Below are 21,047 nucleotides of genomic sequence, written 5' to 3'. Positions count from 1 at the left end.
CGATGAATTGGGTAGCGAGATGGTTCGAGGGCCGGATGCATTACGGGTGGGTGGTGGTCGGCGTGGTGTTTTTCGTGCTGCTCGCCGCGGCGGGCACGCGCGCGACGCCGAGTGTGATGATGCTGCCGCTCGAACACCAGTTCGGCTGGAGCCGCGGCACGATCTCGCTCGCCATCTCGATCAATCTCGCGCTGTACGGCCTGGCCGGGCCGTTCGCGGCGGCAGCCATGCAGCGCTTCGGCGTGCGTCCGACGCTGCTCGCCGCGCTCGCCACGCTGGCCGCGGGCGTCGGGTTGTCGTCGATGATGACGTCGCCCTGGCAGATGGTCGCGATCTGGGGCGTGCTGGTCGGCGGGGCGACGGGCGTCGCGGCGCTGACGCTCTCGGCGACCGTGGTCAATCGCTGGTTCACGACGCATCGCGGCCTCGCGATGGGCATTCTCACCGCGAGTTCGGCCACCGGCCAGCTCGTGTTCCTGCCGGTGCTGGCCGCGATCTCCGAGCGCTTCGGCTGGCAGCCGGTCGTGCTGATCGTGGCCGGCGCGGCGCTGCTCGTCATCCCGCTCGTCGCGTGGCTGCTGCCCGAGCGGCCCGCGAGTCTCGCGTTGCGTCCGATCGGCGAAACGGCCGAGCAGCCGCCGGCATCGACGGCGCCGCCTAAAAATCCGATCAAGGTCGCGTTCAGCACGCTCGGCTCGGCCAGCAAGACGCGCGATTTCTGGCTGCTGTTCTTCAGCTTTTTCATCTGCGGGGCGAGCACGAACGGTTATGTCGGCACGCACCTGATCGCGATGTGCGCCGATTACGGCATGACGCAGGTGCAGGGCGCGTCGCTGCTCGCCGCGATGGGCATCTTCGACCTGTTCGGCACGACGCTCTCCGGCTGGCTCTCCGACCGCTTCAACGCGCGTTATCTGCTCTTCTGGTACTACGGTCTGCGCGGGCTGTCGCTGATTTACCTGCCGTATGCGTTCGGGATCGACTTCTTCGGCCTGCCGATCTTCGCCGTGTTCTACGGACTCGACTGGATCGCGACCGTGCCGCCCACCGTGCGTCTCGCTACCGACGTGTACGGCAAGGAATCGGCGCCGATCGTGTTCGGCTGGGTGGTCGCGGGGCATCAGCTGGGCGCGGCATTCGCGGCGCTCGGCGGCGGCATGCTGCGTTCGAGCCTCGGCACCTACACGGTCGCCACGATGATCTCCGGCGGACTCTGCCTGATCGCGTCGATTCTCGTGCTGCGCATTAACCGGCCGGCGCAGCGCGTGGGCGTCGCGGCGACCTGAGCGCCGTCCGGCGCGCGGCGCGATCCTTGGTTATCCTTGTTCTTCGTCAAACGAACAGGGATTCATCCATGACCGCAAAGAAAGCTCCGACCGAAGTCGACATCCACGAACTGATCGCCGGCCGCTGGAGCCCGCGCGCGTACTCGGACCAGCCGGTGACGCGCGAGCAGTTGCATCAGGTGCTGGAGGCCGCGCGCTGGGCGCCGTCGTCGAGCAATCTGCAGCCGTGGCGCTTCGTCACGTTCGACCGCAACCGCGACGAAGCCGCGTTCAAGCAGGCATTCGACACCCTCGTGCCGTTCAATCAGAACTGGAACGCGAACGTGCCGGTGCTGATCTGCGTCGCGGCGCAGACGGTCACGGCGAAGGGCGACGTGAACCGCAGCGCGCTCTACGACGCGGGCGCGGCCGCGATGGCGCTCGTCCTGCAGGCGCACGCGCTTGGGCTCGCGGCGCACCAGATGGGCGGCTTCGACGGCGCCGCGTTTCGCGAGAAGTTCGCGGTCCCGGAGGACGTGCAGGTGATCGCGATGATCTCGATCGGCCACTATGGCGATGCCAGCACGCTCGACGACAAGCTGCGCGGGCGCGAAGCGGCACCGCGCTCGCGCGTGCCGCTTGCCGAGATCGCGTTCGACGGCGCGTGGGGCAAGGGCTTCTAATCCTCCGCCACGGACGAAAGCGGCCGCGCCACGTCCTCGAGCGACTTGCGCTCGGCCGCGACGCCCCAGATTCCCGCGACGACGGCAGCCAGAATCATTAGCGCCGAGCCGATCAGATAGCCGATGAAAACCGCGCTGCGCTCGTGCGTGTCGATGAGATGCCCGAACAGCGTCGGTCCGATGATGCCGCCGAGCGCCGTGCCGAATGCGTAGAACACGGCGATCGCGAGCGCGCGGATTTCCAGCGGAAACGTCTCACTGACAGTGAGATACGCCGAACTCGCCGCCGACGACGCGAAGAAAAAGATCACCATCCACGAGACGGTTTGCGTCGTTACCGTCAGCATGCCGTGCGCGAACAGATAGCCGGAGATCGTGAGCAGCACGCCCGACATCGCGTAGGTGAACGCGATCATGCGGCGCCGGCCGAGCACGTCGAACAGCTTGCCGAGCACGATCGGCCCGAGGAAATTGCCCGCCGCGAACGGCAGCACGTACCAGCCGATGTGATCGCCGGGCACGTCGTAGAAGTCGGTCAAGACGAGCGCGTAGGTGAAGAAGATCGCGTTGTAGAAGAATGCCTGCGCCGTCATCAGCGTGAGGCCGACGAGCGAGCGCTGCCGGTGCGCGCGAAACAGCGTATCGACGACTTCGCTGATCTTCGTGTGATCGCGCGCGTGCAGTCGCAGCGGTTTGACCGGCGTATCCGGCACGCTCACACCGTGTTCGCGAAAGCCCGCCTCGATCCCTTCGACGATTTCCTTCGCCTCGTCCGCGCGATTGTGCGTGATCAGCCAGCGCGGACTTTCGGGCACCCACATGCGCATCAGCAGAATCCCGAGCCCCAGCACCGCGCCGATCAGAAAGCACGCGCGCCAGCCCCAGTCGGGCGGCAGGAGGGCCGGATCGAGCAGCACGATCGATCCCGCCGCACCGATCCCCGCGCCGATCCAGAACGTGCCGTTGATCGCGAGATCGGTCCAGCCGCGCACGCGCGCGGGCGTGAATTCCTGGATCGTCGAATTGATCGCCGTGTATTCGCCGCCGATGCCCGCGCCGGTCAGGAAGCGAAACAGCACGAAGGTCGCGAGATTCCAGGAAAATGCGGTGGCCGCCGTCGCCGCGACGTAGAGAAAGAGCGTGATGAAGAAGAGCTTGCGCCGCCCGAGGCGGTCGGTCAGCCAGCCGAAGCCGAGCGCGCCGATCACCGCGCCCGCGATGTACGCGCTGCCCGCAATGCCGACGTCGGCGTTCGAAAACTGCAGCACATGGCTCGTCTTCAGCGCGCTCGCGACCGCGCCCGCGAGCGTCACTTCGAGCCCGTCGAGCAGCCACGTGATGCCGAGCGCGAGTACGATCAGCGTATGGAAGCGGCCCCACGGCAGGCGGTCGAGCCGCCCGGGCAAATCGGTTTCGATGATCCGGGACGGTTCGGTTGTTTCGCGGTGGATCGAATCATGCTCCGTTGGAATCTGCTTCATTGCGTGGAGGCCGCCGTCTCGATGTCGTAGGAAGAAAGTCGCCGGCATGCACAACCGCGCGAGCACAAATTACCGGCCATTCGAGCAAATTCTGTTCCGCCGGCGTGGATTTATGCGCATCGGTTGATGGCTTCGCCGGATCGTGATAAAAACGCGCTCCACTTTTTGTTTGCGACGACGGCTTTTGCCGCGCCGCTACGTCCATGACCTATTGCGCGATCGATTTCGGCACGTCGAACTCCGCCGTCGCACTGCCCGCTGGCGAATCGATCCGGCTGGCGCCGGTCGAAGGCGAGGCGCTGACGCTGCCCACCGCCGTCTTCTTCAACACCGACGAGGATAACCAGTCCTACGGGCGCGCGGCGCTCGAAGCGTACATCGACGGTTTCGACGGCCGCCTGATGCGCTCGATGAAAAGCATCCTCGGTTCGCCGCTCGCCGAGCAGAGCACGGATCTCGGCGACGGCTCGGCGATCAAGTACACCGACGTCATCACGCTCTTCCTGCAGCATCTGAAGCAGAAGGCGCAGGTGCTCGCCGCCGAGCCGCTTTCGCGCGCGGTGCTGGGCCGCCCGGTCTTCTTCGTCGACGACGACCCGCGCGCCGACCATCTCGCGCAAAAGCAGCTCGAAGCGTGCGCGCACGCGGTCGGCCTGCGCGAAATCCACTTCCAGTACGAGCCGATCGCGGCCGCCTTCGACTACGAAGCGCGGCTCGCGCGCGAGGAACTCGTCTTGGTGGCGGACATCGGCGGCGGTACGTCGGACTTCTCGCTCGTGCGCGTCGGGCCCGAGCGCGCGAAGCGCCTGGATCGCAAGAGCGACGTGCTCGCGCATCACGGCGTGCACGTCGCGGGCACGGACTTCGACCGGCGCGTCGAACTCTCGACGATCCTGCGCGAACTCGGCTACCAGTCGCTCGATCCGGAAGGGCGCGAAGTGCCGAACCGCGTCTACTTCGACCTCGCGACGTGGCATCTGATCAACACCGTGTACGCGCCGAAACGCGTCGGCGAGATGCAGCTGATGCGGCATCTGTACACGGAGCCGCGTCACCATCAGCGGCTGATGCGCGTCGTGGACCGACGGCTCGGCCATGCGCTCACCGCGCATGCGGAAGAAGCGAAGATTGACGTCGCGGCGGGCGGCGTGACCGAGATCGACATGGAAGAGGTGGAAGAAGCGCTGCGCATCGCCTTCGACGAACCGCAACTGATCGAAGCGGGGCGCGACGAGATGCGTCGTATCGTCGAGGCGGCCGAGGAGACGGTGCGCCGCGCGGGCGTCGACGCGAGCGGCGTCGGCGCCGTCTATTTCACGGGCGGCTCGACAGGGCTCAAGTTCCTGTCGGATTCGCTCGCGGCCGCCTTCCCGGACGCCCAGCCGGTTTTCGGCGATCGGCTCGCGAGCGTGGCGACGGGACTCGGCATTTATGCGCAACGCGTTTTCGCCTGACGATTCACTTCGCGACGCGCCCGCGAGTTAATCCGTGCGCCAAACAAAAAACCCCGCCGAGGCGGGGTTTTTCTTCTGCAATTTGGGCGAATCCAGCAGGCTTAGGCCGGCTTGATGTTCGCAGCTTGCTTGCCCTTCGGGCCGGTCTTCACTTCGAAGGTAACCTTTTGGTTTTCCTGAAGCGTCTTGAAGCCTTCGACGCGGATTTCCGAGAAGTGCGCGAACAGATCTTCGCCGCCGCCGTCCGGCGTGATGAAGCCAAAGCCCTTTGCGTCATTGAACCACTTGACGGTACCGGTTTCCATGTTACTTGTTCCTGAAGAAGTTGAATAAGGCCGAAGCCCGGGTGTGCATGAAAATCAAGGAAGGGGCAATGGGACCAACCGGAGTACCGTGATGGCGAACTACGAAAGACCAATTCACTCGCCACTTGAAATCCTGCAAGAAGCTTTATACGGCGAAACAATCGGAAGGTCAATAAATCCGACAACACCGAAGGGGCTTTTTTGAGATTTGTGAGGGGCAGGCTTACGAAGCTTGCATTTTCGGTCAACTTTGTATCCGACTGCGCATTTTTTTGCGAATTCATCAAGTTCCTCCTCTGCATTGTGCGGGTGCAACCGTTAAACTACGCGACTTTCGACGGGTTGCACCAGTCGCCGGCTTTTCACCGGACGCCCGGCTGGTGAGGCTTTCAGCCGGATAACACATCCCGGCGAAAGCTTTACGAGATGAGGAGAGTAAGTGACGAGTTCCATTCAACGGAACATCGGGCCGGTCGCGTTGCTGCTGACGGGGCTCGGTTCCATCATCGGCTCGGGCTGGCTTTTTGGCGCCTGGCGCGCTGCCGGCATCGCCGGTCCCGCCGCGATCGCCGCGTGGGTGATCGGCGCCGTGGTCATTCTGGCGATTGCGCTGACCTACGCCGAACTGGGCGCGATGTTTCCCGAATCCGGCGGCATGGTGCGCTATGCGCGCTATTCACACGGCGCACTGGTCGGTTTCGTGAGCGCGTGGGCGAACTGGATCGCGATTGTCTCGGTGATTCCGATCGAAGCCGAAGCGTCCATTCAATATATGAGCACGTGGCCTTATGAATGGGCGCATTCGCTCTTCGTGAATGGATCGCTGACGACGCTCGGCCTGATTCTGTCGGCGCTTCTGGTCATCGTGTATTTCATGCTGAACTACTGGGGCGTCAAGGTCTTCGCACGCGCCAATTCGGCGATTACCGTCTTCAAGTTCCTCATCCCCGGTGCGACGATCGCCGGCCTGATGTTCGCCGGCTTCCACTCGGAGAATTTCGGCACGGCGTCGACGTTCGCGCCCTTCGGCTGGTCGTCGGTGCTGACGGCGGTCGCGACGAGCGGCATCGTGTTCAGTTTCAACGGCTTTCAGAGCCCCGTGAACCTGGCGGGCGAGGCGCGCAATCCGACGAAGAGCGTGCCGTTCGCGGTCATCGGCTCGATCCTGCTCGCGCTCGTGATCTATGTGCTGTTGCAGGTGGCGTATATCGGCGCCGTCTCTCCGGCAGATGTCGCGAAGGGCTGGCACCATTTCAACTTCGCGTCGCCGTTCGCCGAACTGGCGCTCGCGCTGAACCTCAACTGGCTCGCGATCCTGCTCTACATCGACGCGTTCGTTAGCCCGAGCGGCACCGGCACGACCTACATGGCGACCACCACGCGCATGATCTACGCGATGCAGCGCAACAACACGATGCCGAAGGTCTTCGGCATCGTGCATCCGTTCTACGGCGTGCCGCGTCCTGCGATGTGGTTCAACCTGGGCGTCGCGTTCGTTTTTCTGTTCTTTTTCCGCGGCTGGAGTTCGCTCGCGGCCGTGATTTCGGTGGCGACGGTGATTTCCTACCTGACGGGGCCGGTGAGCCTGATGGCGCTGCGCCGTTCCGCGACCGACCTCGACCGGCCGCTGAAGATTCCCGGCATGCGCCTGATCGCGCCGTTCGCGTTCGTGTGCGCGTCGCTCGTGCTGTACTGGGCGAAGTGGCCGCTGACGGGCGAAATCATCCTGTTGATGGTCGTCGCGTTGCCGATGTATTTCTACTTTCAGCGCAAGACCGGTTTCGACGGCTGGGGGCGCGACCTGAAGGCAGCGTGGTGGCTGATCGCGTATCTGCCGGCGATGGCGGCGATGTCGCTGATCGGCAGCAAGGAATTCGGCGGACGCGGTCTGCTGCCATACGGCTGGGACATGGCGGCGGTCGCGCTGCTCGCGCTGATTTTCTACTCCTGGGGCGTGCACACGGGCTATCGCAGCGACTATCTCGACGAACGCGAAAGCCGCGACGACATTCTCCACGAAGTCGGCGCCTGAAACATCGAACGCGCTATCAACGAAAAAACCCGCCTGAGCGGGTTTTTTTTTATTCGGCTGAGTTCAGGTGTCGCCGAACACGTAATTCGTCATCGCGAGCGTCTTCTGAAATGTGCCGAGCGACTGGATGTCGAGCGAGAAATCGTCGCTCGCGGCGCCCAGCGCGCTGAAGACGGGCAGCAAATGCTCGTCCGTCGGATGCATCAGCACCGCGTGCGGCGCACGGCGGCGGTAGTCGAGAAGCGCGTCGATGTCGCGCGCCGCGAGCCGTGCCTCGAACCAGTCGGTGAATTCCGTCACGCGCGGATCGGCATCTTCCGGACGCGCGCTGAAATCGGCCGCACGCAGATTGTGCGTGATCTGCCCCGAGCCGACGATCATCACGCCCTCGTCACGCAACGCGCGCAGCGCACGGCCCACGCGATAGTGATGCGCGGCGTCGAGGCGCGGCTGGATCGACAACTGCGCGACCGGCACGTCGGCTTCCGGGAACATCAGGAGAAGCGGAACCCAGGCGCCGTGGTCGAGCCCGTGGTCCGTCGTCGCGGCGGGAATGCCGCTCGCCGTCAGCAGTTCGGCCGCGCGCGTGCCGAGTTCCGGCGCGCCCGGCGCCGCATAGCGCAGTTCGTACAGCGCGCGCGGAAAGCCGTAGAAATCGTGGATGGTTTCAGGCCGCGTCGCGATGCTCGCGACCGGCTGCGCCGTGCCCCAATGCGCCGACAGCATCAGTATCGCGCGCGGGCGCGGCAACCGGTCGGCGAGCGAAGCAAACTCGGCGGAAGGCATCGACGGATCGATCGGCAGCGTCGGTGCGCCGTGGGAGACGAAAACGGCAGGAAGTCGGTCCATTGCAGCAAACCTCAAAAGGGATTGCTTGCACTATAGGCTTTGCTTACGAGTGGATAAACGCCGGCACGAGCAACGAATTGTGTCGCCGATGTTGTCAATCCGCTTCGCCGCGCATGCCGCGCCACGCGGTGGAAAGCGGCGAGCGCAGCGCGAACATGTCGATGACGCGCTCCACCGTGTGATCGACCATATCGTCGATCGACTGCGGCCGGTGATAAAACGCGGGCACCGGCGGGAAAATGACGCCGCCCATTTCGGTGACCGCGGTCATGTTGCGCAGATGCGCGAGGTTGAACGGCGTTTCGCGCACGAGCAGCACGAGCCGGCGACGCTCCTTCAGGACGACGTCCGCGGCGCGCGTGATGAGATTGTCCGACAGGCCATGCGCGATGCTGGCGAGCGTTTTCATCGAGCAGGGCGCGACGATCATGCCGTCAGTGGAAAACGAACCGGACGCGATGCTCGCGCCGACGTCGCGAACGCTGTGCACGACATCGGCGAGCGCGTGGACCTCGACTTTATCGAGTTGCAGTTCGTGCTGGATGTTAAGCCAGCCGGCGGTGGAAACGAGCAGATGTGTTTCCACCGACCCGAGACGCCGCAGCGTTTCGAGCGTGCGAATGCCGTAGATGGCGCCCGTTGCCCCGGTTATGGCGACGATCAGGCGTCGCGGCACGGCAGCGGGCGCGTTCACTGGGGAGCGGGACTCAGGCGGCGGCGAACAGTTGCTGCAATTCGCCCGACTGGTACATCTCCATCATGATGTCCGAGCCGCCGATGAACTCGCCGTTCACGTAGAGCTGCGGAATGGTCGGCCAGTTCGAGAATTCCTTGATGCCCTGGCGGATGCCTTCGTCATCGAGCACGTTGACGGTCGTGATGTTGTCGACGCCGCATGCCTTCAGCACCTGAATCGCGCGGCCGGAAAAGCCGCACATCGGAAACTGCGCCGTGCCTTTCATGAAAAGGACGACCGGGTTTTGATCGACGATCTGCTTGATGCGTTCTTGCGTTTCCATGGCGTTCCTGCGGGACGTTTTGTACTGAGGGTTATCGTGCGAATCTGCTTATTGACATCGAAATGATAGCGGATTTCGTTCAGACGGGTTCAGGCGGCAGGCCGCGCGCAAGGCCGAAAATCCCGCCGCTGACGCGCTCGATGCCGGCGATGTCGGTTTTCGAATGCACGCCGGTGAAGCCGCGCGCGGCAAGGAGTGCGCGGACTTCCGTCGCCTGGTCGTAGCCATGTTCGAGCCAGAGCGCGCCGTTTTGCACGAGCAGAAACGGCGCGCTTTCGATGATCACGCGGATCGCGGAAAGGCCGTCGGCTTCGTCGGTGAGCGCGCCGCGCGGCTCGAAACGCAGGTCGCCCTGATCGAGATGCGGATCGCCGTCGGCGATGTAGGGCGGGTTGCTGACGATCGCGTGAAAACGCAGCGACGGATCGAGCGCCTGCGTCCAGTCACTGTGCGTGAACCTGAGCGCGCCGCCCGCGCGCGCCGCCTCGAGGAGCTTGGCGGCGTTGCGTTGCGCGACGTCCAGCGCCGCTTGCGACCGGTCCACCGCCCACACGTGCGCATCGTCGCGCGCGGACGCGATCGCGATGGCAATCGCGCCGCTGCCCGTGCCGAGATCGAGCACGCGCGGCGCGGCGATCGGCTCGATGGCCGCGAGTGCGGTTCCAACCAGCAATTCGGTTTCGGGACGCGGAATCAGCACGTCCGGCGTCACGTCGAATTCGAGGCCGAAAAACTCGCGCGCGCCGATGAGTTGGGCGATCGGTTCGCCATCCGCGCGACGCGCTTCGAGCGTCCGATAGCGCTCGACCGCGGCGGCATCGAGCGGTTCGGAATCGCGTGTGATGAGTTCCGTGCGCCGCCAGCCGAGCACGTGCGTGAGCAGGATGCGCGTTTCGAGCGACGGCAGCGGCGAGCCGCGCAGCAATTCGGCGACCGTCGTCACTCCGCGTCACCCAGCGCCGCGAGCAACTCCGCCTGATGTTCGCTCACGAGCGCGCCGATCAGTTCGTCGAGATCGCCGTCCATGATCGCGTCGAGCTTGTAGAGCGTCAGGTTGATCCGGTGATCGGTCATCCGGCCCTGCGGGAAGTTGTAGGTGCGAATCCGCTCCGAGCGGTCGCCCGAGCCGATCAGGCTCTTGCGCGTCGCGGCTTCCTTCGCGTGCTGCTCGTGCGCCTGCTTGTCCATGATGCGCGCGGCGAGCACCTTCAGCGCGCGATCCTTGTTCTTGTGCTGCGAGCGGTCGTCCTGACATTCGACGACGATCCCCGTCGGCAAGTGCGTCACGCGCACGGCGGAATCGGTCTTGTTGATGTGCTGGCCGCCCGCGCCGGACGCGCGGAACGTGTCGATGCGCAAGTCGGCCGGATTGATCACGACCTCGCTGAGTTCATCGGCTTCCGGCATCACCGCGACCGTACACGCCGACGTGTGGATGCGCCCCTGCGTTTCGGTCGCGGGCACGCGCTGCACGCGATGTCCGCCGGACTCGAACTTGAGCCGCGAATACGCGCCCTGGCCGGCGATCCGCACGATCACTTCCTTGTAGCCGCCGAGATCGGATTCGCTTTCCGACATCGTTTCGACCGACCAGCGATTGCGCTCCGCAAAGCGCAGATACATGCGCAGCAGGTCGCCCGCGAACAGCGCGGATTCGTCGCCGCCCGTGCCCGCGCGGATTTCGATGAAGATGTTGCGCTCGTCGTTCGGGTCTTTCGGCAAGAGCATGGTCTGCAGGTCGCTTTCGATTTGCGTCATCCGCGTGCGCGCCTCGCCGATTTCATCTTCGGCGAAATCGCGCATCGACGGATCGCCGAGCAGTTCCTGCGCGGTCGCTTCGTCGCTTGACGCCTGGCGCCAGAGCGCGTACTGCTCGACGATCGGACCGATTTCCGCATGCTCGCGCGTGAGCTTGCGGTACTGGTCCATGTCGGACGTCGCGTCCTCGTGGCTCAACAGGCCATTGAGATCGGCCAGCCGTCTTGTGAGCTGGTCGAGCTTGCTTTGCATGCTCGTTTTCATCGGGCGGGAGTGGAGCGAGGCTCCGCAGAAATGATGCTGGAAAGGAGACGTCCGTGCGTGAGCGCCACGGAGCAACAGGGAAATGCGGGAAAAAGGCCGCTAAAGGCCGGAGTTACCGGAAGATCCGGAGCCGGAGGACGGATCGGGGAGGGTGCCGCCGTGCTTGTAGAAACCGCCCAACAGGTCGATGAGCTGGTCGCGGTCTTCGCGGCTCGCGCGATTGAGCGCGTGCGTCGGACCGTGGATCAGCTTGTTGGTCAGCGACTGCGACAGCGCTTCGAGCACCGCCGCCGGATCGTCGCCGCGCGCGAGCATCTTGCGCGCGCGCTCGACCTCGGCGCGGCGCAGCGCGTCGGCTTGCGTGTGCATGTGGCGGATCACCGGCACGATGCTGCGCGCGTCGAGCCACTGCATGAAATTCTGCACGCGCGTTTCGATGATCGCCTCGGCCTGCGCGACCGCCGCCTGACGCGACGCGTTGCCTTCGCGCACGATCGAGCCGAGATCGTCGACGGTGTAGAGGAACACGTCGTTCAGCATGCCGACTTCGGGTTCGATGTCGCGCGGCACGGCCAGATCGACCATGAAAATCGGCCGATGGCGGCGCGCGCGCACGGCGCGTTCGACCGCGCCCAGGCCGATGATCGGCAGCGTCGAGGCCGTGCAGGACACGATGATGTCGAATTCGTGCATCCGCGCGGGCAGGTCGGCGAGCGGGATGGCGCGGCCGTTATAGCGGCCCGCGAGCTTTTCGCCGCGCTCGGCGGTGCGGTTCGCGACCACCAGCTCACGCGGATTCTGCGCGGCAAAATGCGTCGCGCAGAGTTCGATCATTTCGCCCGCGCCGATGAACAGCACGCGCTGGCTGGAAATGTTCTCGAAGATGCGCTGCGCGAGCCGCACGGCGGCCGCGGCCATCGAAACGGATTGCGCCCCGATTTCGGTGGTCGTGCGCACTTCCTTCGCGACGGCGAACGTGCGCTGGAACAGCTGGTTCAGATACGTGCCGAGCGCGCCGGCTTCCGACGCGGTGCGCACGGCGTCCTTCATCTGCCCGACGATCTGCGTTTCGCCGAGCACCATCGAATCGAGCCCCGACGCCACGCGAAACGCGTGCCGCACGGCTTCCGACTGCGGCAGCGCGTAGACGTGCGGCGCGAGTTCGGAAACCGGAAGATTGTGATATTTCGACAGCCAGTGAACCGCCGCATCGCGTGCGGCCTGGTCGTTGGTGGCGCAGTACAGCTCCGTGCGGTTGCACGTCGAGAGGATGGCCGCCTCGGGCGATCCCTTCGCGCGCGGCCCCAGCCAGATCTCCTTCAGGGCGCCGAGCGCCGGTTTGATCTGTTCGAGCGGAAACGCCACGCGTTCGCGCAGGGCGACTGGCGCAGTGTGGTGATTGATTCCGATCGTGAGGAGCTGCATGTATTGGGCCTAATCTGATGGCCTTGGGGATAGCCCAATATTATAGCGTTTCCCGGATTTGTTCATTTATAGGCGCCATAAGCCCTGGCGCAGGGCGCGCGGACCGTTCCGGTGCCACGATTTCGGCGGTCTCGACGCGGTCGAGCTGATAGCCGTAGGCGTAGAGCGGCGTCAGCCGGTATCCGTGTTCCGGTCGGAGCTTCAGCTTCGTGCGCAGGCGGCAGGCGTGGGTGTCGAGCGTGCGCGACTGAATGTCGCTGCCGCGCGTCCAGACGATCTCCAGGATATGACCGCGCGAGATCGGCCGGCCGAGATTCAAGAACAGCAGATGTGCGAAACGGTATTCCTTCGGTGTGAGCATCACGCGTTCGTCGCCGAAACTCACGCTCAGTTCCGACACGTTGAACAGATAGTCGCCGAAACGCTCCGGCGTGCTCGGCTGCACGGTGTTGCGGCGCGTGATCGCGTCGATGCGGGCAGCCAGTTCGCCGCACCGCACCGGTTTCGCCATGCAATCGTCCGCGCCGGCGCGCAGGCAATCGACGATATCCGACTCGCCCGGCTTCGCCGCCATCAGGATGACCGGGATGTGCGCCACGATCGCGCGCACCCGCGCGATGATCTCGGCGCCGCTCATGTCGCGCGTGACGGCCGCTGAAATCAGCAGGTCGTACGTTTCGCGTTTGAGCCGCGTCAGGAACACGAGCGGGCTGCGGAAGAAATGGCAGAAGTGACCGCCGGCCGACAACGCTGCGCCGATGAGATCGGCGTGTTGTTCGTCCGGGTCGATAATGGCGATTCGCATGGATTGGACGCCGCGCGCAGGGTCGAGTGACCGGGAGCCGGAACGCGCGAGAGGCCGCGAGCTTGCCATCACCAACCTGGCCCCCTAAACTCATCCGCTGCGCCCGAGCGCATTGCTACCTATAGTTGACGAGACCGAAAATGCTAGTAGAACGGCGATTGGCAACCCATACGGTTTCTCTGAATTCGACCGGAACATCGCGCTGATGGGCTGGATCGGCACTGTTTTCCTGGGCGCGGTGATCGGTCTCGCGGGTTGGTGGCTGCATCCGCTGCGGCGCGCGGGGCGCGGACGGTCGCCGGCAGCGCGCGCAGGTGCGGCGCTCGGCGCGGGCATTCTCGCGGCGGTCGTCGCGCGCATGCTCGGCAATGTCGTCGGCGCCTATCATGACGGCGATACACTCGAATGGCTCGCGTGCTCCCTTTTTGCATTCGTCGTCGTGACCGTGACGGTGGGTCTGGCCGCGCGGCGCTGAATTCCCCATCCGGTGCGCCGTCACGAGCGGCGCGCCGGCATCCCGGCCGTCGATCGGCGGTCCATTCAAGCTTTCACGCTTTCAAAGCATCTGGCAGGTGACTCCATGAACGATCGATTCGATTCCCCCGACGCAGCCACGTTCTCCCAGCGCATCGAACTGCTGCGCAGCGCGATGGCGCGCGAAAACCTCGCCGCGGTGCTGATTCCGTCGGCGGACCCGCATTTGTCGGAGTATCTGCCCGAGCGCTGGCAAGGGCGGCAGTGGCTGTCGGGCTTTACGGGTTCGGTCGGCACGCTCGTCGTGACGGCGGAGTTCGCGGGCGTCTGGGTCGACAGCCGCTACTGGACGCAGGCCGAAGCGCAGCTCGCCGGCACCGGCATCCAGTTGATGAAGATGACGGGCGGTCAGCAAACCGCGCCGCACGTCGACTGGCTCGCGCAGAACGTGCCGTCGGGCGCGACGGTGGCGGTCGACGGCACCGTGCTCGGCGTCGCGGCGGCGCGCGCGCTCGGCGAGGCGCTCACCGCGCGCGGCGTCGTGCTGCGCACCGATCTCGATCTGCTCGACGCCGTGTGGCCCGCGCGGCCGGGCCTGCCCGACGGCGGCGTGTACGAGCACGTGGCGCCGCACGCGAGCGTCGCGCGCCCGGAGAAGCTGGCCGACGTGCGCCGCGCGATGCGGGAAAAGGGCGCGCAGTGGCATTTCGTCTCGACGCTCGACGATCTCGCCTGGCTCTTCAACCTGCGCGGCGCCGACGTCAGCTACAACCCGGTGTTCGTCGCGCACGCGCTGATCGGTCTCGACGACGCCGTGCTCTTCGTCGCCGATGGCAAGGTGCCCGCCGCACTCGCCGCGTCGCTCGCGCGCGAGAACGTGCGCGTCGAGGCCTATGCGCGCGCAGCCGATGCGCTCGCCGCGCTCCCCGCCGGATCGACGCTTCTGATCGACCCGCGCCGCATCACGTTCGGCTTGCTGGAAAAGGTGCCGTCGACGGTCAAGACCGTCGAGTCGGTGAATCCGTCGACGTTCGCGAAGTCGCGCAAGACGGCCGCCGAGGCCGCGCACATCCGCGCGACGATGGAGCAGGACGGCGCCGCGCTCGCCGAATTCTTCGCGTGGTTCGAAGACGCGCTCGGCCGTGAACGCATCACCGAGCTGACCATCGACGAGAAGCTGACGGCGGCGCGCGCGCGTCGCCCCGGTTTCGTCACGCTGAGTTTCGCGACGATCGCCGGCTTCAACGCGAACGGCGCGATGCCGCATTACCGCGCGACCGAGGCGTCGCATTCGGTCATCGAAGGCAACGGGCTGTTGCTGATCGATTCGGGCGGCCAGTACGTGAGCGGCACGACCGACATCACGCGCGTCGTGCCCGTCGGCACGATCAGCGCGGAGCACAAGCGCGATTTCACCATCGTGCTGAAGGGCACGATGGCGCTGTCGCGCGCGAAGTTCCCGCGCGGCATCCGCTCGCCGATGCTCGATTCGATCGCGCGCGCGCCGATCTGGGAAGCGGGCGCCGACTACGGACACGGCACGGGGCACGGCGTCGGCTACTTCCTGAACGTGCACGAGGGCCCGCAGGTCATCTCGCACTACGCGCCCGCCGAACCGTGGACCGCGATGGAAGAAGGCATGATCACGTCGATCGAGCCGGGCATCTACCGGCCGGGCAAGTGGGGCATCCGCATCGAAAACCTGGTGTTGAACCAGCCTGCCGGCAAGACCGAATTCGGCGATTTCCTCGAATTCGAGACGCTCACGCTGTGCCCGATCGACACGCGCTGCATCGACTTGTCGCTGCTGCGCGAGGACGAGCGCGCGTGGCTCAACGCGTATCACGCGACGGTGCGCGAACGCGTGTCGCCGCATGTGTCGGGCGCGGCGAAGGCATGGCTCGACGCCCGCACCCAGCCGCTCTGAACGAGGAGCTTCGACGCATGGCGATCAAGGCAGTGGTGTTCGACTTCGGCGGCGTGCTGATCGACTGGAAACGCGAGTATGTCTACAGCCGATTGATTCCCGACGAAACCGAGCGGCAATGGTTTCTCGATCATGTCTGCAAGATGGAATGGGTCGTGCAGCAGGACGGCGGTCAGACGATCGCCGAGGGCACGGCCGAACTGATCGCGAAGTTTCCGGAACACGAAACGCTGATCCGAGCGTTTTACGAGCGCTGGCCCGAGATGCTGGGCGGCGTGCTGGCGGACGGCGTCGCGCTGGTCGACGCGCTCGATGCGGCGCACGTCCCGCTCTTCGGCCTGACCAACTAGTCGGCGGAGACGTTTCCGTACGCGTGGGAGAACTATCCCGTGCTGCGGCGGTTTCGCGAAGTGATCGTGTCGGGGCGCGTGGGCGTCGTGAAACCCGCTCCGGCGATCTTCGCTTTGATGCGCGCGGACATCGAGCGGCATCTGCCGGGCGTCGAGCCGCACGAACTCGTCTTTATCGACGACAACCTTCACAACGCCGACGCCGCGACCGCGCTCGGCTGGCACGGCGTGCATCACACGAGCGCCGCGCACACGGCGGCGAAGCTGCGCGAACTGGGGCTGCCGGTTTAACGCTTATTTCGCTTCGAGCAGATTCTTCAGTGCGTTGCCGATGCCCTTGACCGTATCGCCGGCGCCTTTCGCCACGCCTTCCGCGCTCACCCCGAGCGCCTTCGCGAAGCCGGCCGCGAGTTTCTTCGACAGGCTCTCGTTGAGCGAAAACTTCGGATCGCGCAGATTGCCGTCGAGCACGAAGTCGAGCTTGATCTGATCGCGGCGGTCTTTCAGCGCGGCGATCGCGGCCTTGGTCGGGATCGACATGAAGGTGTCGAGCGGATTGCCGCCTTCGCTCAGTTGCAGATGGTTCAGCACGAGGCTGCCCGGCGCGTGGATGCGGTAGTCCTTCACGGTGGCATCGAGCGTGAGATCGATCGTGCCGCCCGTCACCGTCGATTTCGCGCCGGCCTTCTTCAGCAGATACGGATCGAGCGTCGCGATATCGACGCTGCGCAGTGTCGAGCGCGTCTCTGAATCCTTCGTCGCGATCACCATCCAGCCATTGAAACTCACCGCGCCCGTATGCGACGGGCCTTTGATTGAACCCGTCATCGCAAGCGTCGTGCGGTCGGTCAGCGCGGGAAGATGAATGCGATCGATGCTGGCGCGCGCATCGCTGATCAGCACGCGATACGGCGGCGTTTGCACCGAAGCATCGAAGAACTCCATCGATCCGCGTTCGAACGAGACGTGATCGATCAGCTTTTCTTCGTTCGCGCGCTTCGTTGCTTCGTCGTTCGACCTGGCGTCGGCTTTGCTCGCCGTTTCCCGCAGGTTTGGCAGCAGGCGCACGCGGCCGTCGGCGGCGCGATAGATCGAAAGATAGTAGTTGTCGACGCTCACATTGCGCAGATGCACGCGGTTGTGCAGCACGTCGCGCATGTCGAGGTCGAGCACGACGCGCTCGGCGCGCAGCGCGTCGGGCGTGGGCCAGTCCGACGGGCCGCGCAGGCGCACGCGCGAGAGCGTGATGTGCGAGAAGCCGACGTCGATTTCTTCCACCGAGCCCTGCGGGCCGAGCGTCTCGATGATGCGCTCTTTCATCTCGTGGACGACGAAGAACCATCCGCCCACCGCGACGACCACGAGCGCGACGAGAATGCCGGCCACCCAGATTCCCGCCCGTCGCGCCTTCGATCCCGCCATCACGCGTGTCTCCCTATGTGCGCTGCGAGACGCGGCGCCTTTCTCGGAAAGTCGCGATTTTCGTGCCTGTTGTCGGTGCGCGCGCCCGCATTGGGCGCGCGGTTTTGCTCAGACAAAACAAGTAGTTAGCGCGTGATCGGCTTGTAGCGCAGGCGCTTCGGCTTGGCCGCTTCTTCGCCCAGACGATTGCGCTTGTCGGCTTCGTATTCCTGGTAGTTGCCGTCGAAGAACGTCACTTGCGAGTCGCCTTCGAACGCGATGATGTGCGTCGCGATACGGTCGAGGAACCAGCGATCGTGCGAGATCACCATCACCGAGCCCGCGAATTCGAGCAGCGCGTCTTCGAGCGCGCGCAGCGTTTCGACGTCGAGATCGTTCGACGGCTCGTCGAGCAGCAGCACGTTGCCGCCTGCGATCAGCGTCTTCGCCAGATGCAGACGGCCGCGCTCGCCGCCCGACAGGCTGCCGACGTTCTTCTGCTGGTCGCCGCCCTTGAAGTTGAAGCGGCCGATATACGCGCGCGACGGCGTTTCGTACTTGCCGACCGTGAGCACATCGGCGCCGCCGGAGATTTCCTCGAACACGGTCTTGCTGCCGTCGAGCGCGTCGCGGCTTTGATCGACGTAGGCGAGCTTGACGGTCGGGCCCTTCACGATTTCGCCCGAATCCGGCTGTTCGCGGCCGGTCAGCATGCGAAAGAGCGTGGATTTACCCGCGCCGTTCGGCCCGATGATGCCGACGATCGCGCCCGCCGGAATCTTCATGCTGAGGTTGTCGATCAGAAGGCGGTCGCCGTAGGCCTTGCTGACGTTCTTGAACTCGATGACCTCGTTGCCCAGCCGGTCGCCGACCGGGATGAAGATTTCCTGCGTCTCGTTGCGCTTCTGGTATTCCTGGCTGTTGAGTTCCTCGAAACGCGCGATCCGCGCCTTCGATTTCGCCTGACGTCCCTTCGGGTTCTGGCGCACCCATTCCAGTTCCTTCTTGAGCGCCTTCTGACGCGCCGATTCCGACGATTCTTCCTGCTTCAGCCGGTCCTGTTTCTGATCGAGCCAGCTGCTGTAGTTGCCCTTCCACGGAATGCCGTGGCCGCGGTCGAGTTCGAGAATCCATTCGGCGGCGTTGTCGAGGAAGTAGCGATCGTGCGTCACCGCGACGACCGTGCCCGGATAGCGCGTGAGGAACTGTTCGAGCCAGTCGACGGATTCGGCGTCGAGGTGGTTGGTCGGTTCGTCGAGGAGCAACATGTCGGGCTTTTGCAGCAGCAGCTTGCACAGCGCGACGCGGCGCTTCTCGCCGCCCGACAGATGTTCGATCTTCGCGTCCCACGCGGGCAGGCGCAGCGCGTCGGCGGCGACTTCGAGCTGCTGTTCGGGCGAACCGCCGTCGCTCGTCGCGAGGATCGCTTCGTACTTGGCCTGCTCGGCGGCGAGGGCGTCGAAATCGGCGTCGGGTTCGGCGTAGGCCGCGTAGATTTCATCGAGCTTCTTCTGCGCGCTGAAGACGTCGCCGAGGCCTTCCTCGACGGCTTCGCGCACGGTCTTTTGCGGATCGAGCTGCGGTTCCTGCGGCAGATAGCCGATGTTGAGGTTGGGCATCGGCGTGGCTTCGCCTTCGATGTCTTTATCGACGCCGGCCATGATGCGGATCAGCGTCGATTTGCCCGAGCCGTTCAGGCCGAGCAGACCGATCTTCGCGCCCGGGAAGAACGAGAGCGAAATGTCCTTCAGGATCTGACGCTTCGGCGGCACGATCTTGCCGACGCGGTTCATGGTGAAGACGTATTGGGCCATGTCGAGGTCTTGGTTGGTTGGCTTGGAGGTGCACGGCGTGCGTGCAGATGCGATGGTGGTTCGGGCTGCTGGGCGCGGCCGATAGATGGCGTCGCCCGTTCCCGGAACGCGCGGCCGCGCGCGTGCGGGAGGTGGGGTTATTGTACTTCGTGGGGCGCGGGCGGCCCGAACGTCACTCCCAGGCCGCGACGCCGCCGTGGCGGGAGCAGGTGCCGCTGTGGTGGCGGCTGAAGCTGTAGGTGCCATCGCGGCATTGGGCGCTCGCGCCGTCGGGGATCTGGCCGGAACGCGAACGCGCGGGGGCGTGGACGGATTGACCGTCGTGGTTCACGTAGTGGCCGTGGTTGTCGAGGTCGGATTCGTTCGGCGTGTTGCGATAGTAGGCGTGGGCCGTCGCACCGGAGAAGAGGAACAGCGCGGCGACCGCGACGGCGACGAATCGGCGGCCTGCTTTGGGCAGAAGTCTCGGCATTTTTTGTGCTTGAGCGTGTCCGGACGCGCACGATCGAATCGAGACTTCGACTCGGACGATGCGCGCTGCTTGTGTTCGGATCGCAATCTGAGCGATTGCATCAAAAAAAACGGAGCCCCTTTATCCGGGACTCCGCTTTCTTTGACAAGCGCTTGCGACAGTTCTTTACGCGTCAGCCATTGAACAGGAAGTTCATGACATCCCCGTCATGAACGACATATTCCTTGCCTTCAGCCCGCATTTTCCCCGCTTCTTTCGCGCCTTGTTCACCCTTGAAAGCGATGAAATCGTCGAATGCAATGGTCTGCGCGCGAATGAATCCGCGTTCAAAGTCGGTGTGAATTGCGCCGGCAGCCTGCGGCGCCGTATCGCCGATATGAATCGTCCACGCGCGCACTTCCTTCACGCCCGCCGTGAAATACGTCTGCAAACCAAGCAGCTTGAAACCCGCACGGATCACGCGATTCAAACCCGGCTCTTCCATGCCGATATCGGCGAGAAATTCCTGCTTGTCGGCGTCGTCGAGATCGGCGATTTCCGCTTCGATCGCCGCGCACACCGCGACCACCGGCGCATTCTCCGATTCGGCGTGCTTCCTCACCGCGTCCAGATACGGATTGTTCTCGAATCCGTCTTCCTTCACGTTGGCGACGTACATCGTCGGCTTCGACGTGATCAGGCAGAACGGCTTGAGGAGCGCGCGTTCGTCGTCCGAGAAATCGAGCGCGCGGACGGGCTTCGCCTGTTCCAGTTGCACGCGCACCTTTTCCAGCACGGCGACGAGTTTGGCCGCTTCCTTGTCGTTGCCCGATTTCGCGGCCTTCGAATAGCGCGTGAGCGACTTTTCGACCGTCGCCAGGTCCGCGAGCGCGAGTTCGGTGTTGATGACTTCGATGTCGTCGAGCGGATCGATCTTGTTCGCGACGTGGATCACGTTTTCGTCTTCGAAGCAGCGCACGACGTGCGTGATCGCATCCGTCTCGCGGATGTTCGCGAGGAACTGGTTGCCAAGGCCTTCGCCCTTGCTCGCACCGGCGACGAGGCCCGCGATATCGACGAATTCGACGACCGCCGGCAGGATGCGCTCGGGCTTGACGATCTCGGCGAGCTTTTGCAGCCGCGCGTCCGGCACTTCGACCACGCCGACATTCGGCTCGATCGTGCAGAACGGATAGTTTTCGGCGGCGATGCCCGCCTTGGTCAAAGCATTGAAAAGTGTGGACTTGCCGACGTTGGGCAAGCCGACGATGCCGCATTGGAGGCTCATGG

Annotated in this window: 19 protein-coding genes and 1 pseudogene; 7 read left to right on the top strand and 13 right to left on the bottom strand. The window is 64.7% G+C overall.

Annotated elements, in window-relative coordinates:
- The first annotated feature begins 2 nt into the window (after positions 1-2).
- Both QCE48_RS13400 and QCE48_RS13395 read left to right on the top strand, forming a co-directional pair.
- The gene (locus QCE48_RS13400; protein ID WP_309787248.1) at positions 3-1,286 is read left to right on the top strand and encodes an MFS transporter; all 1,284 of its coding nucleotides are present in this window, start codon (positions 3-5) and stop codon (positions 1,284-1,286) included.
- A gap of 68 nt (positions 1,287-1,354) precedes the next feature.
- Complete coding sequence (locus QCE48_RS13395) at positions 1,355-1,948, top strand: nitroreductase family protein (RefSeq protein WP_309787251.1); 594 nt, start codon at positions 1,355-1,357, stop codon at positions 1,946-1,948.
- Here the strand turns inward: QCE48_RS13395 and QCE48_RS13390 are convergent.
- Positions 1,945-3,429: an MFS transporter gene (locus QCE48_RS13390; protein ID WP_309787252.1), complete on the bottom strand. Its 1,485-nt coding sequence runs from the start codon at positions 3,427-3,429 to the stop codon at positions 1,945-1,947. The genes QCE48_RS13395 and QCE48_RS13390 overlap by 4 nt on opposite strands.
- A 203-nt stretch (positions 3,430-3,632) precedes the next feature.
- On the opposite strand from QCE48_RS13390, the gene QCE48_RS13385 reads away from it, so the two are divergent.
- Positions 3,633-4,883 carry an Hsp70 family protein gene (locus tag QCE48_RS13385; protein WP_309787253.1) on the top strand — a complete coding sequence of 417 codons (1,251 nt, stop codon included), beginning with the start codon at positions 3,633-3,635 and terminating at the stop codon, positions 4,881-4,883.
- Between the two features lie 101 nt (positions 4,884-4,984).
- Here QCE48_RS13385 and QCE48_RS13380 read toward each other — a convergent pair whose 3' ends face one another.
- A complete protein-coding gene (locus tag QCE48_RS13380; protein ID WP_035936159.1) occupies positions 4,985-5,188 on the bottom strand; it encodes a cold-shock protein in 204 nt (67 codons plus the stop codon).
- Positions 5,189-5,627: 439 nt separating this feature from the next.
- On the opposite strand from QCE48_RS13380, the gene QCE48_RS13375 reads away from it, so the two are divergent.
- Complete coding sequence (locus tag QCE48_RS13375; protein WP_309787254.1) at positions 5,628-7,220, top strand: APC family permease; 1,593 nt, start codon at positions 5,628-5,630, stop codon at positions 7,218-7,220.
- A 63-nt stretch (positions 7,221-7,283) separates the two neighbouring features.
- Here the strand turns inward: QCE48_RS13375 and QCE48_RS13370 are convergent, their stop codons facing one another.
- The 7 genes from QCE48_RS13370 to QCE48_RS13340 all read right to left on the bottom strand — a co-directional run bounded on the left by QCE48_RS13370 (position 7,284) and on the right by QCE48_RS13340 (position 13,340).
- Positions 7,284-8,069, bottom strand: coding sequence for a class III extradiol ring-cleavage dioxygenase (locus QCE48_RS13370; protein ID WP_309787255.1), 786 nt, complete (start codon positions 8,067-8,069; stop codon positions 7,284-7,286).
- Positions 8,070-8,163: 94 nt separating this feature from the next.
- Positions 8,164-8,763 carry a UbiX family flavin prenyltransferase gene (locus QCE48_RS13365; protein ID WP_309787256.1) on the bottom strand — a complete coding sequence of 200 codons (600 nt, stop codon included), beginning with the start codon at positions 8,761-8,763 and terminating at the stop codon, positions 8,164-8,166.
- A gap of 13 nt (positions 8,764-8,776) precedes the next feature.
- The gene (gene grxD / locus QCE48_RS13360; RefSeq protein ID WP_062639128.1) at positions 8,777-9,088 is read right to left on the bottom strand and encodes a Grx4 family monothiol glutaredoxin; all 312 of its coding nucleotides are present in this window, start codon (positions 9,086-9,088) and stop codon (positions 8,777-8,779) included.
- A 79-nt stretch (positions 9,089-9,167) separates the two neighbouring features.
- Positions 9,168-10,031, bottom strand: coding sequence for a peptide chain release factor N(5)-glutamine methyltransferase (gene prmC / locus QCE48_RS13355; RefSeq protein ID WP_309787257.1), 864 nt, complete (start codon positions 10,029-10,031; stop codon positions 9,168-9,170).
- Complete coding sequence (gene prfA, locus QCE48_RS13350) at positions 10,028-11,110, bottom strand: peptide chain release factor 1 (RefSeq protein ID WP_309787258.1); 1,083 nt, start codon at positions 11,108-11,110, stop codon at positions 10,028-10,030. Before prfA ends, prmC begins: the two co-directional genes overlap by 4 nt.
- 99 nt (positions 11,111-11,209) lie before the next feature.
- Positions 11,210-12,535 carry a glutamyl-tRNA reductase gene (gene hemA, locus QCE48_RS13345; protein ID WP_309787260.1) on the bottom strand — a complete coding sequence of 442 codons (1,326 nt, stop codon included), beginning with the start codon at positions 12,533-12,535 and terminating at the stop codon, positions 11,210-11,212.
- A gap of 40 nt (positions 12,536-12,575) precedes the next feature.
- Complete coding sequence (locus QCE48_RS13340) at positions 12,576-13,340, bottom strand: response regulator transcription factor (protein WP_309787261.1); 765 nt, start codon at positions 13,338-13,340, stop codon at positions 12,576-12,578.
- Positions 13,341-13,545: 205 nt separating this feature from the next.
- Here QCE48_RS13340 and QCE48_RS13335 point away from each other — a divergent pair, with 205 nt between their 5' ends.
- From QCE48_RS13335 to QCE48_RS13325, 3 genes and pseudogenes are all read left to right on the top strand, one after another.
- Entirely contained in the window at positions 13,546-13,815 is a 270-nt protein-coding gene (locus tag QCE48_RS13335) for a hypothetical protein (RefSeq protein ID WP_309787262.1), read from the top strand.
- A gap of 105 nt (positions 13,816-13,920) precedes the next feature.
- Positions 13,921-15,741: an aminopeptidase P family protein gene (locus tag QCE48_RS13330; RefSeq protein ID WP_309787264.1), complete on the top strand. Its 1,821-nt coding sequence runs from the start codon at positions 13,921-13,923 to the stop codon at positions 15,739-15,741.
- A gap of 17 nt (positions 15,742-15,758) precedes the next feature.
- Positions 15,759-16,382, top strand: a pseudogene (locus tag QCE48_RS13325) (HAD family hydrolase).
- Positions 16,383-16,385: 3 nt separating this feature from the next.
- On the opposite strand, the gene QCE48_RS13320 reads toward QCE48_RS13325, so the two are convergent.
- The 4 genes from QCE48_RS13320 to ychF all read right to left on the bottom strand — a co-directional run bounded on the left by QCE48_RS13320 (position 16,386) and on the right by ychF (position 21,045).
- The gene (locus tag QCE48_RS13320; protein ID WP_309787265.1) at positions 16,386-17,513 is read right to left on the bottom strand and encodes a DUF748 domain-containing protein; all 1,128 of its coding nucleotides are present in this window, start codon (positions 17,511-17,513) and stop codon (positions 16,386-16,388) included.
- Positions 17,514-17,638: 125 nt separating this feature from the next.
- The gene (gene ettA / locus QCE48_RS13315) at positions 17,639-19,306 is read right to left on the bottom strand and encodes an energy-dependent translational throttle protein EttA (RefSeq protein WP_309787266.1); all 1,668 of its coding nucleotides are present in this window, start codon (positions 19,304-19,306) and stop codon (positions 17,639-17,641) included.
- A 172-nt stretch (positions 19,307-19,478) separates the two neighbouring features.
- Entirely contained in the window at positions 19,479-19,778 is a 300-nt protein-coding gene (locus tag QCE48_RS13310) for a DUF3761 domain-containing protein (RefSeq protein ID WP_309787268.1), read from the bottom strand.
- A gap of 172 nt (positions 19,779-19,950) precedes the next feature.
- Entirely contained in the window at positions 19,951-21,045 is a 1,095-nt protein-coding gene (gene ychF / locus QCE48_RS13305) for a redox-regulated ATPase YchF (protein WP_309787270.1), read from the bottom strand.
- Positions 21,046-21,047 lie beyond the last annotated feature (2 nt).

The sequence above is a fragment of the Caballeronia sp. LZ024 genome (genome assembly GCF_031451455.1).
In the GTDB taxonomy this organism is placed as follows: domain Bacteria; phylum Pseudomonadota; class Gammaproteobacteria; order Burkholderiales; family Burkholderiaceae; genus Caballeronia; species Caballeronia telluris.
Note: the sequence above shows the minus strand (reverse complement) of the source record. Positions and strands in the feature narration are given on the sequence as shown.